Origin of the sequence: Acinetobacter sp. AM, from assembly GCF_003105055.1 — a bacterium.
GTDB lineage: Bacteria > Pseudomonadota > Gammaproteobacteria > Pseudomonadales > Moraxellaceae > Acinetobacter > Acinetobacter tibetensis.
On sequence record NZ_QETG01000014.1, the window covers coordinates 17,292 to 31,859 of the forward strand.

Consider the following 14,568-nt stretch of genomic DNA (forward strand, 5'->3'; position numbering starts at 1 on the left):
GTATAAAAAAAGCCTCAGCAAGATATTGGGGCTTTTTTTATACATCAGTGAACATTTTACTGATTTTTTTGATCTTTTTTCCGTTGTATATCTTCGTAATCCTTCTGATTTTGTTGGCGCTGTTGATCTGGTCTATAGTGTTGATGTTGTTGATGAGCTTGCTTTTGTTGCTGATCCTGTTTGTTTTGATGATATTGCTGATCTTGCTGTTTTTTTTCGAGCTCTTGATCAATTTCTTGTTGCCTATGTTGATTACTTTCTTGATTAGCCATGCTAAATCCATCCATTTTAAAATGAGTTAATGATAAATTTGCATATTTATCATTATAAAGCTACCCACTTCATGTGACATTTTTTTTCATTGTAAAATGTGTGATTTTAAATAAAAATATATGATTAATTAGGATGAAGTTATTTAAATTTTTTTTAAATATAAATTACATTGGCTACTTGATAAAACATATTTTTTTATTTTAAATGATTTAGGTTTTAATTGAATTTAAGTGTATGCATAATAATTTTAGTGGTAATTCATATTTTTAGTATTGTGATGTCCTGAATTTTTCGGGTACAAGCCGATAAAACTCTCACGGGTGAATTATTTGTATTAGTTTGGGTTATAAAGATATCCAGGACTACACAAATGACACCCACCATGAGGTGAAAGCTCATTAATTGTTGTAACTACGGTTTACTGTATCTCTCTTACAGAATTTGCCTTGGTATCCATTTATATTAAGGGCTTAAGTAAAAAACTTGCCAAATATGGATGAATCCACTATTGATTGTGCTCATACTTAAAAAATTAAGTTAGATCAAACATGCTTGAAATACTCATCCCTTATACAATTGCAATCGTTATTTTGACCATTACCCCAGGTTTAGATACCACGTTAATTATTCGTACAGCCACACTTGAAACCCGTCAAAAGGCTTTTCAAACGGCATTAGGCATTAACTTCGGGTGCATGGTATGGGGAATAGTTGTTGCATGTGGGTTGGGGGCATTATTGGCAACCTCTGAACTTGCTTTTAACGTATTAAAATGGATTGGAGCTGCTTATTTGGCTTGGCTAGGATTACAGTTGTTGGTCAAGTCACGTAGTAGTCTAGAAAACAACATGGACATACAAAGAACAACTAATTGGTTCTTAAAAGGATTTTTTTGCAATATTCTTAATCCCAAGGTTGGGCTTTTTTATATCACTTTTTTACCGCAGTTCATTCCAAAAGATGTAACCCCATTTATTTGGATTATGGGACTGGTTGCCATACATGTTGTGTTAGGGTTCCTGTGGTCAAGCATACTTATTTTTATGATGCAGCCAATTTCTAGGTTTCTTAAACAGCCAAAGATTGTGCGATGCTTAGATCAAATTACAGGAGCTATTTTCTTGTTATTTGCCCTAAAGCTTGTAATGAGCAAGCGTTAGTTAAAGTTATGAAACAAAATAAGAAGGCAATACTTTTATTTTAGTCCAACAAGAAATTACAGCAGCTTCACATTCCGCTTGTTAAAATGTGACTAAAGCACATAAAACAGGTGCATTATGAAAAAAATAATAATGTGTTGCTGTTGTTTGTATTCTGGAGCGGTATTTGCATCTGTTCAAGATAACATTAGCTTTTGCCAAGCAATTGCGATTGTTGCAGGGAATGTGATGCAAGAAAGACAAGATGAAGTTCCGCTCAGCCTTCAGAAAAGTATTGCACTTGAATATGAAGACGGGGCAAGAGAGCTGTATGAGGCAATTGTAGAAGATGCTTATGATTTACCTATACTTCTCAATGAAACCCAAAAGCAGCAAGCCGTAGAAAGTTTTAAATTAGAATATTTTGATTATTGTGAACATGCTGAAGCCAGTGAATAATGTTCGGGTAGAACAACTTAAATCAAGTATTTTTACTGTTTCCTTGAATAGTACATTTGAGTTAAAAAATCCCCTCACAAAAAGTAAGGGGATGCATGATTAAATATGGGATTTAGTACGGTCTAGCAGATAGTCATTCGGTGCATGTACTGAATGTTGTGCTAAAACGTTCATGTCTGAACCTGAAGGCGCTTGGTAAATTCTTAAACCGAACTCAGGTAAAATTGCAATTAAATGATCGAATATATCAGCTTGAATGGCTTCATAGTCTTTCCATACCGTGGTGTTGGCAAAACTATAAATTTCCAGAGGTAGACCTTCGCTGGTTGGTTGTAATTGACGCACCATAATGGTCTGATTTTGTGCAATACCTGGATGTTGTTTTAAATAAAACTCGACATAGGCACGAAACGTCCCCAAATTAGTCAGACGACGTTGGTTATAAACGGCCTGATTTGAGAGTTGCAAATTAAACTCTTCTATTTCTTCTTGTTTGGTATTTAAATACTGATCTAAGAGTAAGAATTCCTTCAATTTCTGTTGTTCTTCCTTATTCATAAAGTGCACGCTACTCTGATCAATAAAGATCGCGCGTTTTATACGACGTACACCTGCTTGTGCCATACCACGCCAATTTCTAAAGGTATCCGTCACAAGTTTATTGGTGGGAATGGTGGTAAAAGTCTTGTCAAAGTTCTGAACGGTGACTGTATGTAATGACATATCAATGACATCGCCATCTGCATTTAACGAAGGCATTTCAATCCAATCTCCAATGCGAACCATGTCATAAGATGAAATCTGTACAGAAGCCACCAAGGATAAAATGGTATTTTGGAACACCAACATCAATACGGCTGCCATCGCACCAAAACCAGCGAGTAGCGTAAAGACATCTTTTTTCAAGAATGTGCCAATAATCATCAAAGCACAGACCACAAAAATGACCAGTTTCACCAACTGCAAATAGCCTTTAATCGGCTTGTTTCTGGATTTGGGATTGCGTTGATAAATTGCATTAAAGATATTTAAGCTTTCACCGATGGCAAGCGCGAAGGTGAAAAAAATAAAAGCTTGTGTCGCCATTTGTACCAAGCTAATAATTTTCACGGATAAATGAGGGATTGTCACAATACCATTCATGATGACTATGGCAGGAACAATATTGGCAATTCTACGAATGACATTATGTTGAGTCACGATATCGTGATTGGTAAATTTTAGTTTGGAGATGACTTTACGAATGCCGCGAACAACAATTTTTTTCGCAATAAAATTGGTTAAAATCGCGAGTAATATCAATAGGCTTAAAGATAAAGACATATCTAACCAAGCATATTGATTTGACCACGCTGTAATACGTTCAATAAAAGTAAAATGCTCCAAAGTTTTCCTCAATTCCAATTTTTAATCGATTTATATTTTATAAATTAACAGCTTCAGAATGAAGTTGAATAACATTTCTTAAACATACCATGATTTTTTCAAGAGTTTCTAAAGGCTAAAAAACAGCCTGAATTTTTCTATTTTGATTAAAATAATTAAACAAATATGGAAATCTATTTAAAATATTTACATAAGATAAATAATAAGTATTCTCATTATTGATGACTAGCGCTAGAATGTGCCGCAAATTTAAAGTATTTCCTCCCAAAATCGAGTTTACAACCTAGTGAAATCATTACATCCACTGAGCCTAAGCATTAAAGTTTTTTTAGGATTGACCACTACACTCAGCCCAATATGGGTTTATGCAGCCGAAATACAGACATCTGAAATATTAGAAACCATTCATTTAACTGCAAAACAATCGGAACATAAGAAAATAGGGCAGCAAACTGCAAGTACCTTAAAGGGAAAACAAAAGAATTTAGAAACACCACAAACGGTGAATGTGGTTTCAAACCAATATATTGAAGATTTTAAGCCTGCAACTTTAGATGCGGCATTGACTCAAGTCAGTGGGATTACGCAAGGCAACACTTTGGCGGGGACTCAAGACACGGTAATGAAACGAGGTTTTGGTGATAACCGTGATGGTTCTATCATGATTAACGGCATGCCAATTATACAAGGTCGTGCAATGAATGCTGCTGTTGAGCAAGTTGAGGTACTTAAAGGACCAGCATCACTTTTATATGGCATTATGGACCCTGGTGGTGTGGTCAATGTGGTGACGAAAAAACCACAACGTGAACAAGCATCTGAAGTTTCTATTTATGGTTCAAGCTTTGGAAATGGAAAAAATGGTTTAGGTGGTAGCGTGGATACCACAGGTGCTATTGGTCAGAGTAATTTTGCTTACCGTTTCATTGCAGATTATTCAGACCAAGATTATTGGCGCAATTTTGGTTATAACCAGCAAACTTTAATTGCACCTTCATTGGCGTGGGATAACGGTCAAACTCAAGTGAATCTAAGCTATCAATATCGTGATTTTGATGTGCCTTTTGACCGTACGACAGTTTTTGATCCGACAACCAATAAGGCATTGCCTATTTCAAAATACACGCGTTTAGATGAAGCTTTTAACCAAACTAACGGTGAAGATCATCTGGCTCAGTTAAGTATAGATCATCACATCAATGATCAATGGTCTGGGCATTTGGGTTATAGCTATAATTATGAAACTTATGATGCGAATCAATTACGTATTACCAAACTGAATACCAATAATCATACCGTTACACGACGGACTGATGGCACATTGGGCGCAGAAAGTGTTGATAGTGCGGGCCAAGCGTATTTAGAAGGGCACTTTAATGCGCTCGGATTTAAACATGACCTTCAAATTGGTTCTGATATCGAATACCGAAAATATTATCGACCAAACATGGTTCGAGGTGAAAACAGCACACTTGATTATTTAAATCCTGTTTTTGGCAAAGTGACTGCATCTAGCAGTATTGATACGAATGCCAGTGAACAAACTGATAAATTGCACACTTATGGCTTCTATTTGCAAGATGTGATTCATTTAACAGATCAGTGGATTGCCGTTTTAGGTGGTCGATATACCCATTATCAGCAAATGGCAGGTCGAGGACGACCTTTCAGCATTAACACCAATACCAATGATGATGCTTGGTTACCACGTGCAGGTTTGGTCTATAAATGGAATGATCAGTTATCTGTATACACCAGTTATACTGAGTCATTGAAACCAAACTCTTCAATTGCGCCGTTAAGTGGCGGTCAAATTGATTCAGATGTACAACCTGAAAAAGCCAAATCCTATGAGGTTGGTTTGAAATATGAATTAGATGATCGTCTAAAGGCCAATTTTGCTTTATATGACATTAAAAAACGCAACGTACTGGCCAGTGTAACCAACACTACAACGGGTGAGAATGAGTTACATACCTCTGGTGAAGTGGGGTCTAAAGGTTTGGAATTTGATCTGACTGGTCAAATTACCGATCAGCTTGATGCTACATTCACATACGCTTATACAGATGCCAAGGTATTACAGGATGAAGATACTGATTTAATTGGCAATCGCTTAAATAATGTGGCCAAAAATACCGCCTCTTTAAGTTTTGCCTATGACTATGGACAACTAGGCAATGGTAATTTACGCATGGGAGTGAGTGGTAATTATGTCGGTAAGCGAGCAGGCGATACTGAAAATAGCTTTACTCTACCAGACTATACAGTCGCTCATGCTTTTGTGAGTTATGACACCAAAATTGCTAAGCAAGATGTCAACTTTAAACTCAATCTCAATAATCTCTTTGATACGACCTATTACACAGCCAGTGTCAGCAATTTAACTGTTTCACAAGGTGATGCGCGTCAGGCAGTATTAAAAGCCACCATGAAGTTCTAAAGATATTTTTGTTTATCATTATAGAAAAGGGCGTCTAAATGACGCCCTTTTGATTTTGATTACCACATTAAATCATCTGGAATCACATACGCTGCATAAGGATCTTCTTCATCAGTCACTTGTTCATTCTTTTCAGAATTGTTCACAATAATGAAGCCAGTCATTTTTTCATTAATACGATCTGCCAGTGCTTTAGGCAAGTATGCATAGCTGTCTAGATCTTTCGCAATCACTAAACTACCAGATACCAATGCGTTATACACTTGCTGCTGTAAATACACTTTTTTGATTTTGGTTTCATCAATAAATTGATAGACCACATCACCAGCAACATCTTTAATTTTATGTTGCTGAATCATTTGCACAATTGAGGCTTTTAATTCTTTCTCTTGTAAAATACTTTTCTTTTCTTGCTCAAGAGCTTGGTCTTTTGCCATTTTATCTTGTTTGTCTTGGGCAATTTTTGCTTTGATATCAGCATCGTCATTTTGTCCAGTGCGTTGCTCATGCACCGCCTGTTTAGACAGTTTTTTTGCCTTTTTATTGTCTACCAGACCCGCTTTTAATAACTGTGCCTGTAAAGCATTTTTAACCATAATAAATTCCAAAAGGGTTAATGATGACGATATTGAAAGTAAATGATCCAGTACACCAGACTTAAGCAGAAACTTAAAGCGACTGGAATGAGATACGCATTTAATTTTAAATAAGGATAAATCAGGCTTGCAACCAGTCCACCTAGCAGAAAGCCAAATAAAATGAGTAAATGCAAAATTATTCGCCGCCGCCCAACTTTTAAACCGATCAATCGGTAGCCTAAGGCAAGCCCCAAGTCGGTGAGAACACCAGATAAGTGGGTGGTACGAATAATAGTCCCCTTATAATGGCTGACCATTGCATTCTGGATTCCCATAGCCGCACAAGCCCACAATAAAGCATAACGCGGTAAATAGGGCAAAATGAGCCAACACAGTAGGATAAAGAGAGCAACTAGACTCAGTGGAACACCATAGCGTCGACCCAGTTGGAACGTGCTATTTCCAAGTATAAGTCCGCTATAGCAAGACCCCGCGACATAGCAGAGGATAACCAGAAAGAGATAGAGAATTGAAGCAGGGTCCCAATGGACAATTGCCATCGATAACATACTCACGTTTCCAGTCATGTGAGAAACAGACTGGTGCAATACGGTCACCAGTCCGAGTACGTTAATCATGCCCGCATTAATTGCGAGAAAGAATGCCCCTAGTTGCATCCAAAACGGTAAAGTTTGAAATGGCATATCTCGATACAACCATCCAATAAATGTCTAAATTATTATTTATAAAATAATATTAACGTGACGCACGATCAACTGCTACAGTAAATAAAACATCTGTAGATGAGTTTAATGCCGTTTCAGTTGAGTCTTGTAGAACACTAATGACCATACCAATAGCGACCACTTGCATTGCGATATCAGAAGAAATACCAAATAAACCACATGCAACTGGAATTAACAATAATGAGCCACCCGCAACACCCGATGCACCACAAGCCGAGATTGAAGCCACAACAGATAAAATTATCATGGTGGTAAAATCAACTGAAATACCTAAAGTATGGACTGCCGCTAAAGTTAATACCGTAATGGTCACTGATGCACCTGCCATATTGACTGTCGCACCTAAAGGAATGGCAACACTGGCTGTAGCTTCATTTACCCCTAAGCGTTTTGCTAAATCAAGATTGACTGGAATATTTGCAGCCGAACTACGGGTAAAGAATGCAGTAATCCCACTTTCACGTAAGCATTGCAATACAAGCGGATAAGGATTTTGACGAGTTGTTAAAGCAACCAAAATTGGGTTAATCACCAACGCAACAAAGAACATTGTTCCAAGCAATACCGCTAAAAGATGCGCATAAGCAGACAAGGTTTTTAAACCAGAATCTGCAAAAGTTACAGCGACTAAACCAAAAATACCGACTGGTGCAAAGTTAATCACAATACGGATGACATGATTCACTGCATTCGCCGCATCTGCAATAAACACTTTGGTGCTGTCATGAGCGTGACGGAAAGCTACACCTAGTGCAATTGCCCAAGCTAAAATACCAATAAAGTTGGCTTCGCTAATTGCAGTAACAGGGTTTGCAATAAAACTTAAAAGTAAATTCTTTAAAATCTCTGCCAAATTTCCTGGTGGTTGTAATTCAGCTTGTGCCGGAACGTCCAAAAATAAAGTACTTGGGAAAACCAAGCTCGCAGCCACAGCACTGAACGCAGCTAGCAACATACCCACTGCATATAAGATCATAATTGGGCGAAGGTTTGCACTATGTCCAACTTTAAAATTGGAGATGGATGCCATGACCAAAACGAAAACTAAAATAGGCGCAACGGATTTTAGGGCCTTAATAAATAAGTCACCTAAAAGGCTCAAATAAGGAGCAGCATTAGGGAATACAAAGGCAACGACCATCCCTAAAATAATGGCGATGAGGATTCGCGTAACTAAACTTAAACGCGCAAAAGCTGAAAACATAGGTTAGCCTTGTCAGTATTACGAGGGCAGAGAGTTAAAAATTAAGTGTGCAATTCTATACCTAAAATTTAAAATGGATAAAAGATATTTTGATATAAAAACTAACTTATTCTTTTTAAAGTTGATATTTTCTGATTTAAAACGAGGAAAAACCGAATTTTATTGCAAAAAATTGATTTTAGAATGTCGTTCATCTGAAATAACAGCTTTGAAATTATTTACTTAGCTTTTCAAGTTAAACTTAAAAATTCTGGATTTAAAGCCTGAATGGCTTGGTAATGGGTTAAATGAATACGTCCATCTAACTTCTCATAAAGTCGGGAATGAATGAGTTTATCCATTACAGGTCCCTTGACTTCGGAAAGATGTAGTTCGATATTGAGTTTATGCAGTTCGGCATCTAATTCTTCTAATACTTCCAAGGCACTATAATCAATACTACTTACTCCAGAGCAATTTACGATTACAAATTGCACATGTTTCTTTTCACTGACCGCATTAATAAAGAAGCTTTTAAAACTACTGGCATTTAAAAAGTTCAGACCTTCATCAATCCGCAGGGAAAGAATCGTGTCTACTGTTTTGACTGGATAGCGTTGTTGATTCCGAAAATGCTGTGTACCTTCAACCAATCCAATGACAGCCATATGCGGACGACTAATACGCCAGAGCATTAACAGAAAGGTTGAAATAACCCCTAAAATTAATCCTGTAGAAATATCGATGCAAATCACCCCAAAAAATGTAATCCACATGGCAATACCATCTGCTTTAGAATAATGCCATGTTTCAAAAAAGGGTTTTAAATCAACTAATTTCCAAATTGAAACTATAATCGTTGCAGCGAGAATAGCTAAAGGGAGGTTTTTAAAAAATCCAGTAAAGAATAAGCTGACAACCACTATAAAACAGGACGATAAAATACCAGCCATTGGCGTTTTGGCACCAGCATCGGCATTTACGACGGTACGTGACAAACTTCCAGTGACTGGAAAAGCAGAGCTTATGCCTGCACTCAAGTTGGAAAGCCCGAGAGCAATCAGTTCCTGATTGCTATTTAAAGCGCTACGTTGTTGTAACGCTGTTGCCTGAGCAATTGAAAGTGATTCGACAAAGCTAATCATGGCAATCATGCTTGCGCCAGGTAGAAGTTGTAGTACTAAATCCCAACTCCAGTTCGGAACACTTAAAGGTGGGAAGCCAGATGGGATTGCACCTACCGTTTTAATTCCAACATTTTCAAGTTGTAAAATAGAAACCAAAGTAATAGACAAAACCACGAGAAGCAGCGGTATCGCTTTAATCAAAAAGCCTGAAAATTTAAACCGTTGTTGGATATGACCTAAGTTTAGCAATTTGGGTATATAAATTAAGAACAGCATGGCTGCCACGCCAAATAGCAAAGTGCCCCAATGTGTTTGGTTCGCATGGTGGTAAAAGCTAATGATCAATTCAAGAATGTTATTGGATTGCAGCGGAATATCCAGTAAGAACTTGATTTGCCCCAAAGCAATGAGTAAAGCCGATGCAATGATAAAGCTATGGATGACAGGGTGGCTGATCAGTTGGATGAGAAAACCAAATTTGAAGATGCCCAATAAGAAAGAAATAATCCCGACCATCATTGCCAGTAAACAGGCTGCTTGAATATATGCTTCTGAACCTGCCTCAAAAAATGGCGTCAGTGTGGCAAAGGTCATCATCGAAATAATGGCCACAGGGCCAATCGAAAGTGTCGGACTACTGCCAAAGAATGCATAAACAATCATGGGCAACATGCTGGCATACAAGCCTGTAATTGGGGGTAAACCTGCGAGCATTGCATATGCCATGCCTTGTGGCACCAGCATGGCAATTACAATGACCGAGGAAAGCAGATCAGATTTAAAGTTGGAAAAATTGTATTCTGCAAGCCAAGTAGAAGCTGGAAAATATTTTGAGTATGATTTCTTTGAATTAGACATAGGCTGATCTAAAGCGTAATTTTGAATATATTATGCACAGAAATCACAAGAAGAAAGAAAATAGAATAATGATTTTATTTAACTTAATACAGTCTTGGTACAATACAGTTCATATAAGGTTTGCAGCACCTGTACTAATTTTTCATCTTTAATCGAATAAAAAATTTGCTTACCGTCACGGCGTGTGCTAACAACATCACTTTTTCTTAACATCATGAGTTGCTGAGACAGCGTAGGCTGGGTAATTTGTGTGATTTGTTCAATTTGCGAAACATTCAGTTCTTGTTTTGCCAAATGACATAAAATGAGTAAACGGTCCGTATTAGCCAGTGATTTTAAAATACTCACCACATGTTCAGCGGAATTTCGCATCGATGTAATTTCAAAATCATTTTCCATTGGTACGTCTCATTAAAATCAGCTCACTATTATAAGCTTACAATGTGCAGATTACATGTAGCTAAAATTTCAATCTAGATGGTTTTTAATGAAAACAATTATCAGATTTTCTTATAAGTAATGCTGATTACAGCATGCAATTTGATTAAAATTACATGCTGTAATTGATGGCGCTTAACTCTTTTTTACTTTTACACTGTCATAGAAATGTTTAAGTTCTTTTTCATTAAATAGGCTTGCATGATCAAATGCATCTTGGTGATCTTGCGCATACCATGCTAAACGATGTTGCATTTGGGGTACAAAATCTGGAGCCAGTAGCAGATGTTCACGGGTAATTTCGGCAAGTCCTAGCTTTTTCAAGGTCGTTAAATAGCCTTTTAAAGTAGCACTGTCAAAATAGTAGCCTTGAGTAATAACCTTGTTTTGACTTAATTGCTGCAATGCTGCTTTTGCCATTTTCTCAAACACTTTTTCTGAGAAGGTTTGCGTATTTGCATAGTGAGTGATTAAGCTCTGCATCACAATAAAGTTATTTAAGCTACGCTCAGACAACGCTGCAAGCGTTTGTAATCCTGCGACATGGGCTGGTAATTGCGCGACTTGCGTTGCATCACGCTCTATCCACTGCGCGTCCACAAAATGATCTAAAATAGCGTTTATCTGTATTTCGACATCTTCTGGCTGCCATTTCAAAAAGAATTCTTCTTGAATAAATGGATATAAAGACTGTACCAATTGAATTAACTGAGAAACCTCAATTTTTTCATAATGTTGGATAATGCGTGCAACCAGAGCAGGTAAAATAAAGCAATGCAGAATGTTATTACTGAAATAGCTCAATAGAATTTTTTGGCTCTCTGCAACGCGAACCCATGTTTCTGAGTTTTGATGATGAATTTCAACTTGCTTTAACTTCAATGCATATTGAATGATTTCTGCACTAGAAAGTTCAGAAATAATCATTCGATCATCATAACGGTTGTGTTGCAGTAATTTCCGATATTGATCAAGCGCCGTAACTAAACTTGATTCAGTCAATTGATGTTCTGGTGCGTTCAGTAAAATTAAAGAAATGATTGAAATCGGGTTAATCACCACAGCTTTATTGATATTTTCTAAAATCGATTGTGCTGTTTGATCGACAGTATTAACCACTGAAGCAGGCAGTTTATCATTGAGTTTTAGTTTAATTTTTTCAGCATCTTGCTGTTTTAATACATCATCCAGAAAAATAGGTTCGCCAAAGTTAACATACACTTGACCAAACACTTTCTCAATTTTACGCGCTGAACTTAAAATTCCCCAAAGTGATTCAGCTTCTTTGGGCTTACCACTGAGTTCATTTAAGTATGAAGTGCCTTCCAATAGTTTTTCATAGCCAAAATAAGTCGGAATAAAAACAATAGGTTTGGAATTTCCTCTTAAATGGCTTTGAATGGTCATCGACAACATGCCTTTTTTGGCTGGTAACAATAACCCCGTACGTGAACGTCCACCTTCAATAAAATATTCTAAAGGGGTATTACGCATCAGTAGACTATGTAAATATTCTTTAAATACAGAAGTATACAGTTCATTGCCATTAAAGCTACGGCGAATAAAGTAAGCACCCGCACCACGAAAGAGTTGACCTACAATCGGTAAATTCAGGTTAATACCTGCGGCAATGTGCGGCACCATCAAACCACGGTTAAAAATTACATAAGACAGTAACAGGTAATCAATATGGCTACGGTGGCAGGGGGTATAAACAATTTCATAGTCCTGCGCCAATTCACGTACGGTATCAAAGTTATGAACTTCAATACCATCATAAAGTTGAGTCCATAATTTGGTTAAAGCAAGATAGCCAAAGCGTAACGTGGAATAGGAAAAGTCAGACGCAATTTCAGTTAAATAACGACGTGCACGGTTTTCAGCTTCAAACATACTGATATTTTCATCAATACTTTCTTTCCGAATGGCATGTTTAACGCCATCGCTAATCAAAAGGTTATTAATGACATTACGACGGTCAGATAAGTCTGGCCCTAAAATTGCCTCTTTATATTTATTAAAGTTGGCATTCAGCTCTTTCATTATGTGGTGAGCAGGCGAGAAATTCGGACTCAATTCCTTGGCTTCAGTGAGTAACTTTCTTAAAGAAAGTGGCTTGTGAAACTCTAGATAGTTTTCACGGCCATACAAAGAAATATTCATGGCTTGTTTGAGTGGAGATGGTGTTGACCATGCATCAGCAAACAAGGCTTTATACCAAGAATCCTCGTATTCTGGCGCACGTCCCCACAACATAGTCACAGGCACTAAATCGACATCCAATTCTAGGTTTTTCTCTAAAACTTCAATTAAATGAATAAGTTTTTCAGGATAATGTAATCCTTGTTTAAGATGGTTTTTTTCATTCAAAACTAAAATGGAATCTTCTTCTTGAACCGTTCCAATCTTTAAGGGCTGATAGACTGAAGGTAGCTGTCTCTTTTGCGCTTCATGATCAATCAGTACAGTATTACTGAGCGAGGCATCTTGTAATACATAGCAAATAGGGGTGTTGGACGAAGCTGAATATTGCTGTTCCAGTTCAGAGGTCGTGCCTAATACTTGTGGACTCACCACTTTATTTAGAATTTTCTGTGTGAGTTGACGATAAAATTGGCGATAACCTTTATTGGACATTGTTATTCCTATGAACCATGTTTCGGAGATTATTTTGTTCAATCTTGTCTAAGAATACAAATGCTTTTGTTGCTAAATAGAACATAAAGCATGTAACAGATCGTATCTTTAGAAAATACGACAATAAAGATCAAAACGTTTTTTGAATCATTGAAGAAAAGTAAATGGGCATATTTCTTGCTGAACCCAAGAAAGTACATTTTTCTTAGAGATCAATCATTATGCATTATCAGGTTTTTTCTTCACAAAAAATATCCGCTGAATATATCATTTTATCGGCAGGTTTAGGTGGACATGGACAGTTTTGGACATCGCAAATACAAGCACTACAACAACATTTTCATGTGGTGATTTATGATCAAGAAGGTTGCCATAAAAATGCGGCCATCCTTAATGAAGACTATAGTATGACCCACTTAGCCAAACAGGTCATGGATTTATTATCTATATTGAATATTCAAGAATTCCATTTTGTTGGACATGCGTTGGGTGGTTTTATTGGGGCGGAACTGGCTGTTTTACTTGAAAAATCTGAAAAAACTATGTTGTCTCTCACAGTTGTAAATGGCTGGCAACAGTTAGATGCACATACATTCAAGTGCTTTAGTACACGAATCGCCTTATTGCAATACGCAGGTGTCGAAGCGTATGTCCGAGCGCAAGCATTGTTCTTATATCCGCCAGCATGGATTTCTGCACATATTTTAGATTTAGAAATTCAGGAAAATAAGCAGATTGAACAATTTCCTCCTTTACTTAATGTCTTCATCCGACTTAAAGCTTTAATGCGTTATGAACTGAAGGCTGAAACGATTTCGAGTTTAAATAAAATTCCAATGTATTTAATCGCGACTGAAGATGATTTTCTGGTGCCGTATAAACAAAGTTATCAATTAAAACAGCTATTTCCACATGCTGAATTAGATGTGCTGCCGCATGGTGCGCATGCAGTAATGGTTACGCAACCTGAAATATTCAATACATTACTCTTGGAAAAACTATTGAAGAAACCTGCTGAAAATTTAGCTGCAAGTTAACAACCGAGGTTCATCTCTAGCATTCTATAGGTTGATATAAAATTCAAAAAGGCACTGCTTAGCTCAGTGCCTTTTTTATTGTGGTTATTTTTCCATTTGGTCAAAAAAGTGCACGAATTTAGATCATGAATCACAAAAAAAGTGCATGTGAAAAATAGTAATTTTACCCATTGGTAAAATACATAAAATTATTAATGATTTTAAATATTTGATTTTAAGTAAATTTAAAAAGTTGGCACACTCCATGCACTCATAAAATCAAGA

12 protein-coding genes are annotated in these 14,568 nt (G+C 36.9%); 4 read left to right on the plus strand and 8 right to left on the minus strand.

What is annotated here, in order from left to right; all coding sequences use genetic code 11:
- Positions 1-56 precede the first annotated feature (56 nt).
- A complete protein-coding gene (locus DCO44_RS09020) occupies positions 57-272 on the minus strand; it encodes a hypothetical protein (RefSeq protein ID WP_116761149.1) in 216 nt (71 codons plus the stop codon).
- A 549-nt stretch (positions 273-821) separates the two neighbouring features.
- On the opposite strand from DCO44_RS09020, the gene DCO44_RS09025 reads away from it, so the two are divergent.
- Together DCO44_RS09025 and DCO44_RS09030 are read left to right on the plus strand one after the other, a co-directional pair.
- Positions 822-1,433, plus strand: a complete 612-nt coding sequence (locus DCO44_RS09025; protein ID WP_116761151.1) for a LysE family translocator — start codon at positions 822-824, stop codon at positions 1,431-1,433.
- Between the two features lie 117 nt (positions 1,434-1,550).
- Complete coding sequence (locus DCO44_RS09030; RefSeq protein ID WP_133243154.1) at positions 1,551-1,871, plus strand: hypothetical protein; 321 nt, start codon at positions 1,551-1,553, stop codon at positions 1,869-1,871.
- A 99-nt stretch (positions 1,872-1,970) separates the two neighbouring features.
- Here DCO44_RS09030 and DCO44_RS09035 read toward each other — a convergent pair whose 3' ends face one another.
- On the minus strand, positions 1,971-3,257 hold the full coding sequence (locus tag DCO44_RS09035; protein WP_116761155.1) for a mechanosensitive ion channel family protein: 1,287 nt from the start codon (positions 3,255-3,257) through the stop codon (positions 1,971-1,973).
- A gap of 286 nt (positions 3,258-3,543) precedes the next feature.
- Between DCO44_RS09035 and DCO44_RS09040 the strand changes: the two genes are divergently transcribed.
- Positions 3,544-5,700, plus strand: a complete 2,157-nt coding sequence (locus DCO44_RS09040) for a TonB-dependent siderophore receptor (protein ID WP_116761157.1) — start codon at positions 3,544-3,546, stop codon at positions 5,698-5,700.
- A gap of 59 nt (positions 5,701-5,759) precedes the next feature.
- On the opposite strand, the gene DCO44_RS09045 is transcribed toward DCO44_RS09040, so the two are convergent.
- The 6 genes from DCO44_RS09045 to plsB form a co-directional block, all read right to left on the minus strand.
- Positions 5,760-6,296 (minus strand): DUF2058 domain-containing protein, encoded by a 537-nt coding sequence (locus tag DCO44_RS09045; RefSeq protein WP_116761159.1) that lies wholly within the window; start codon positions 6,294-6,296, stop codon positions 5,760-5,762.
- A 17-nt stretch (positions 6,297-6,313) separates the two neighbouring features.
- The gene (locus DCO44_RS09050) at positions 6,314-6,982 is read right to left on the minus strand and encodes a YoaK family protein (RefSeq protein ID WP_116761161.1); all 669 of its coding nucleotides are present in this window, start codon (positions 6,980-6,982) and stop codon (positions 6,314-6,316) included.
- 52 nt (positions 6,983-7,034) lie between these two features.
- Entirely contained in the window at positions 7,035-8,228 is a 1,194-nt protein-coding gene (gene sstT / locus DCO44_RS09055; protein ID WP_116761163.1) for a serine/threonine transporter SstT, read from the minus strand.
- Positions 8,229-8,458: 230 nt separating this feature from the next.
- Positions 8,459-10,192, minus strand: a complete 1,734-nt coding sequence (locus DCO44_RS09060; RefSeq protein ID WP_116761165.1) for a SulP family inorganic anion transporter — start codon at positions 10,190-10,192, stop codon at positions 8,459-8,461.
- Positions 10,193-10,270: 78 nt separating this feature from the next.
- Positions 10,271-10,591: an ArsR/SmtB family transcription factor gene (locus DCO44_RS09065; protein ID WP_116761168.1), complete on the minus strand. Its 321-nt coding sequence runs from the start codon at positions 10,589-10,591 to the stop codon at positions 10,271-10,273.
- A gap of 174 nt (positions 10,592-10,765) precedes the next feature.
- Complete coding sequence (gene plsB, locus DCO44_RS09070) at positions 10,766-13,267, minus strand: glycerol-3-phosphate 1-O-acyltransferase PlsB (RefSeq protein ID WP_116761170.1); 2,502 nt, start codon at positions 13,265-13,267, stop codon at positions 10,766-10,768.
- Between the two features lie 221 nt (positions 13,268-13,488).
- Between plsB and rutD the strand changes: the two genes are divergently transcribed.
- On the plus strand, positions 13,489-14,304 hold the full coding sequence (rutD, locus tag DCO44_RS09075; RefSeq protein WP_116761172.1) for a pyrimidine utilization protein D: 816 nt from the start codon (positions 13,489-13,491) through the stop codon (positions 14,302-14,304).
- The last annotated feature ends 264 nt before the right edge of the window (positions 14,305-14,568 follow it).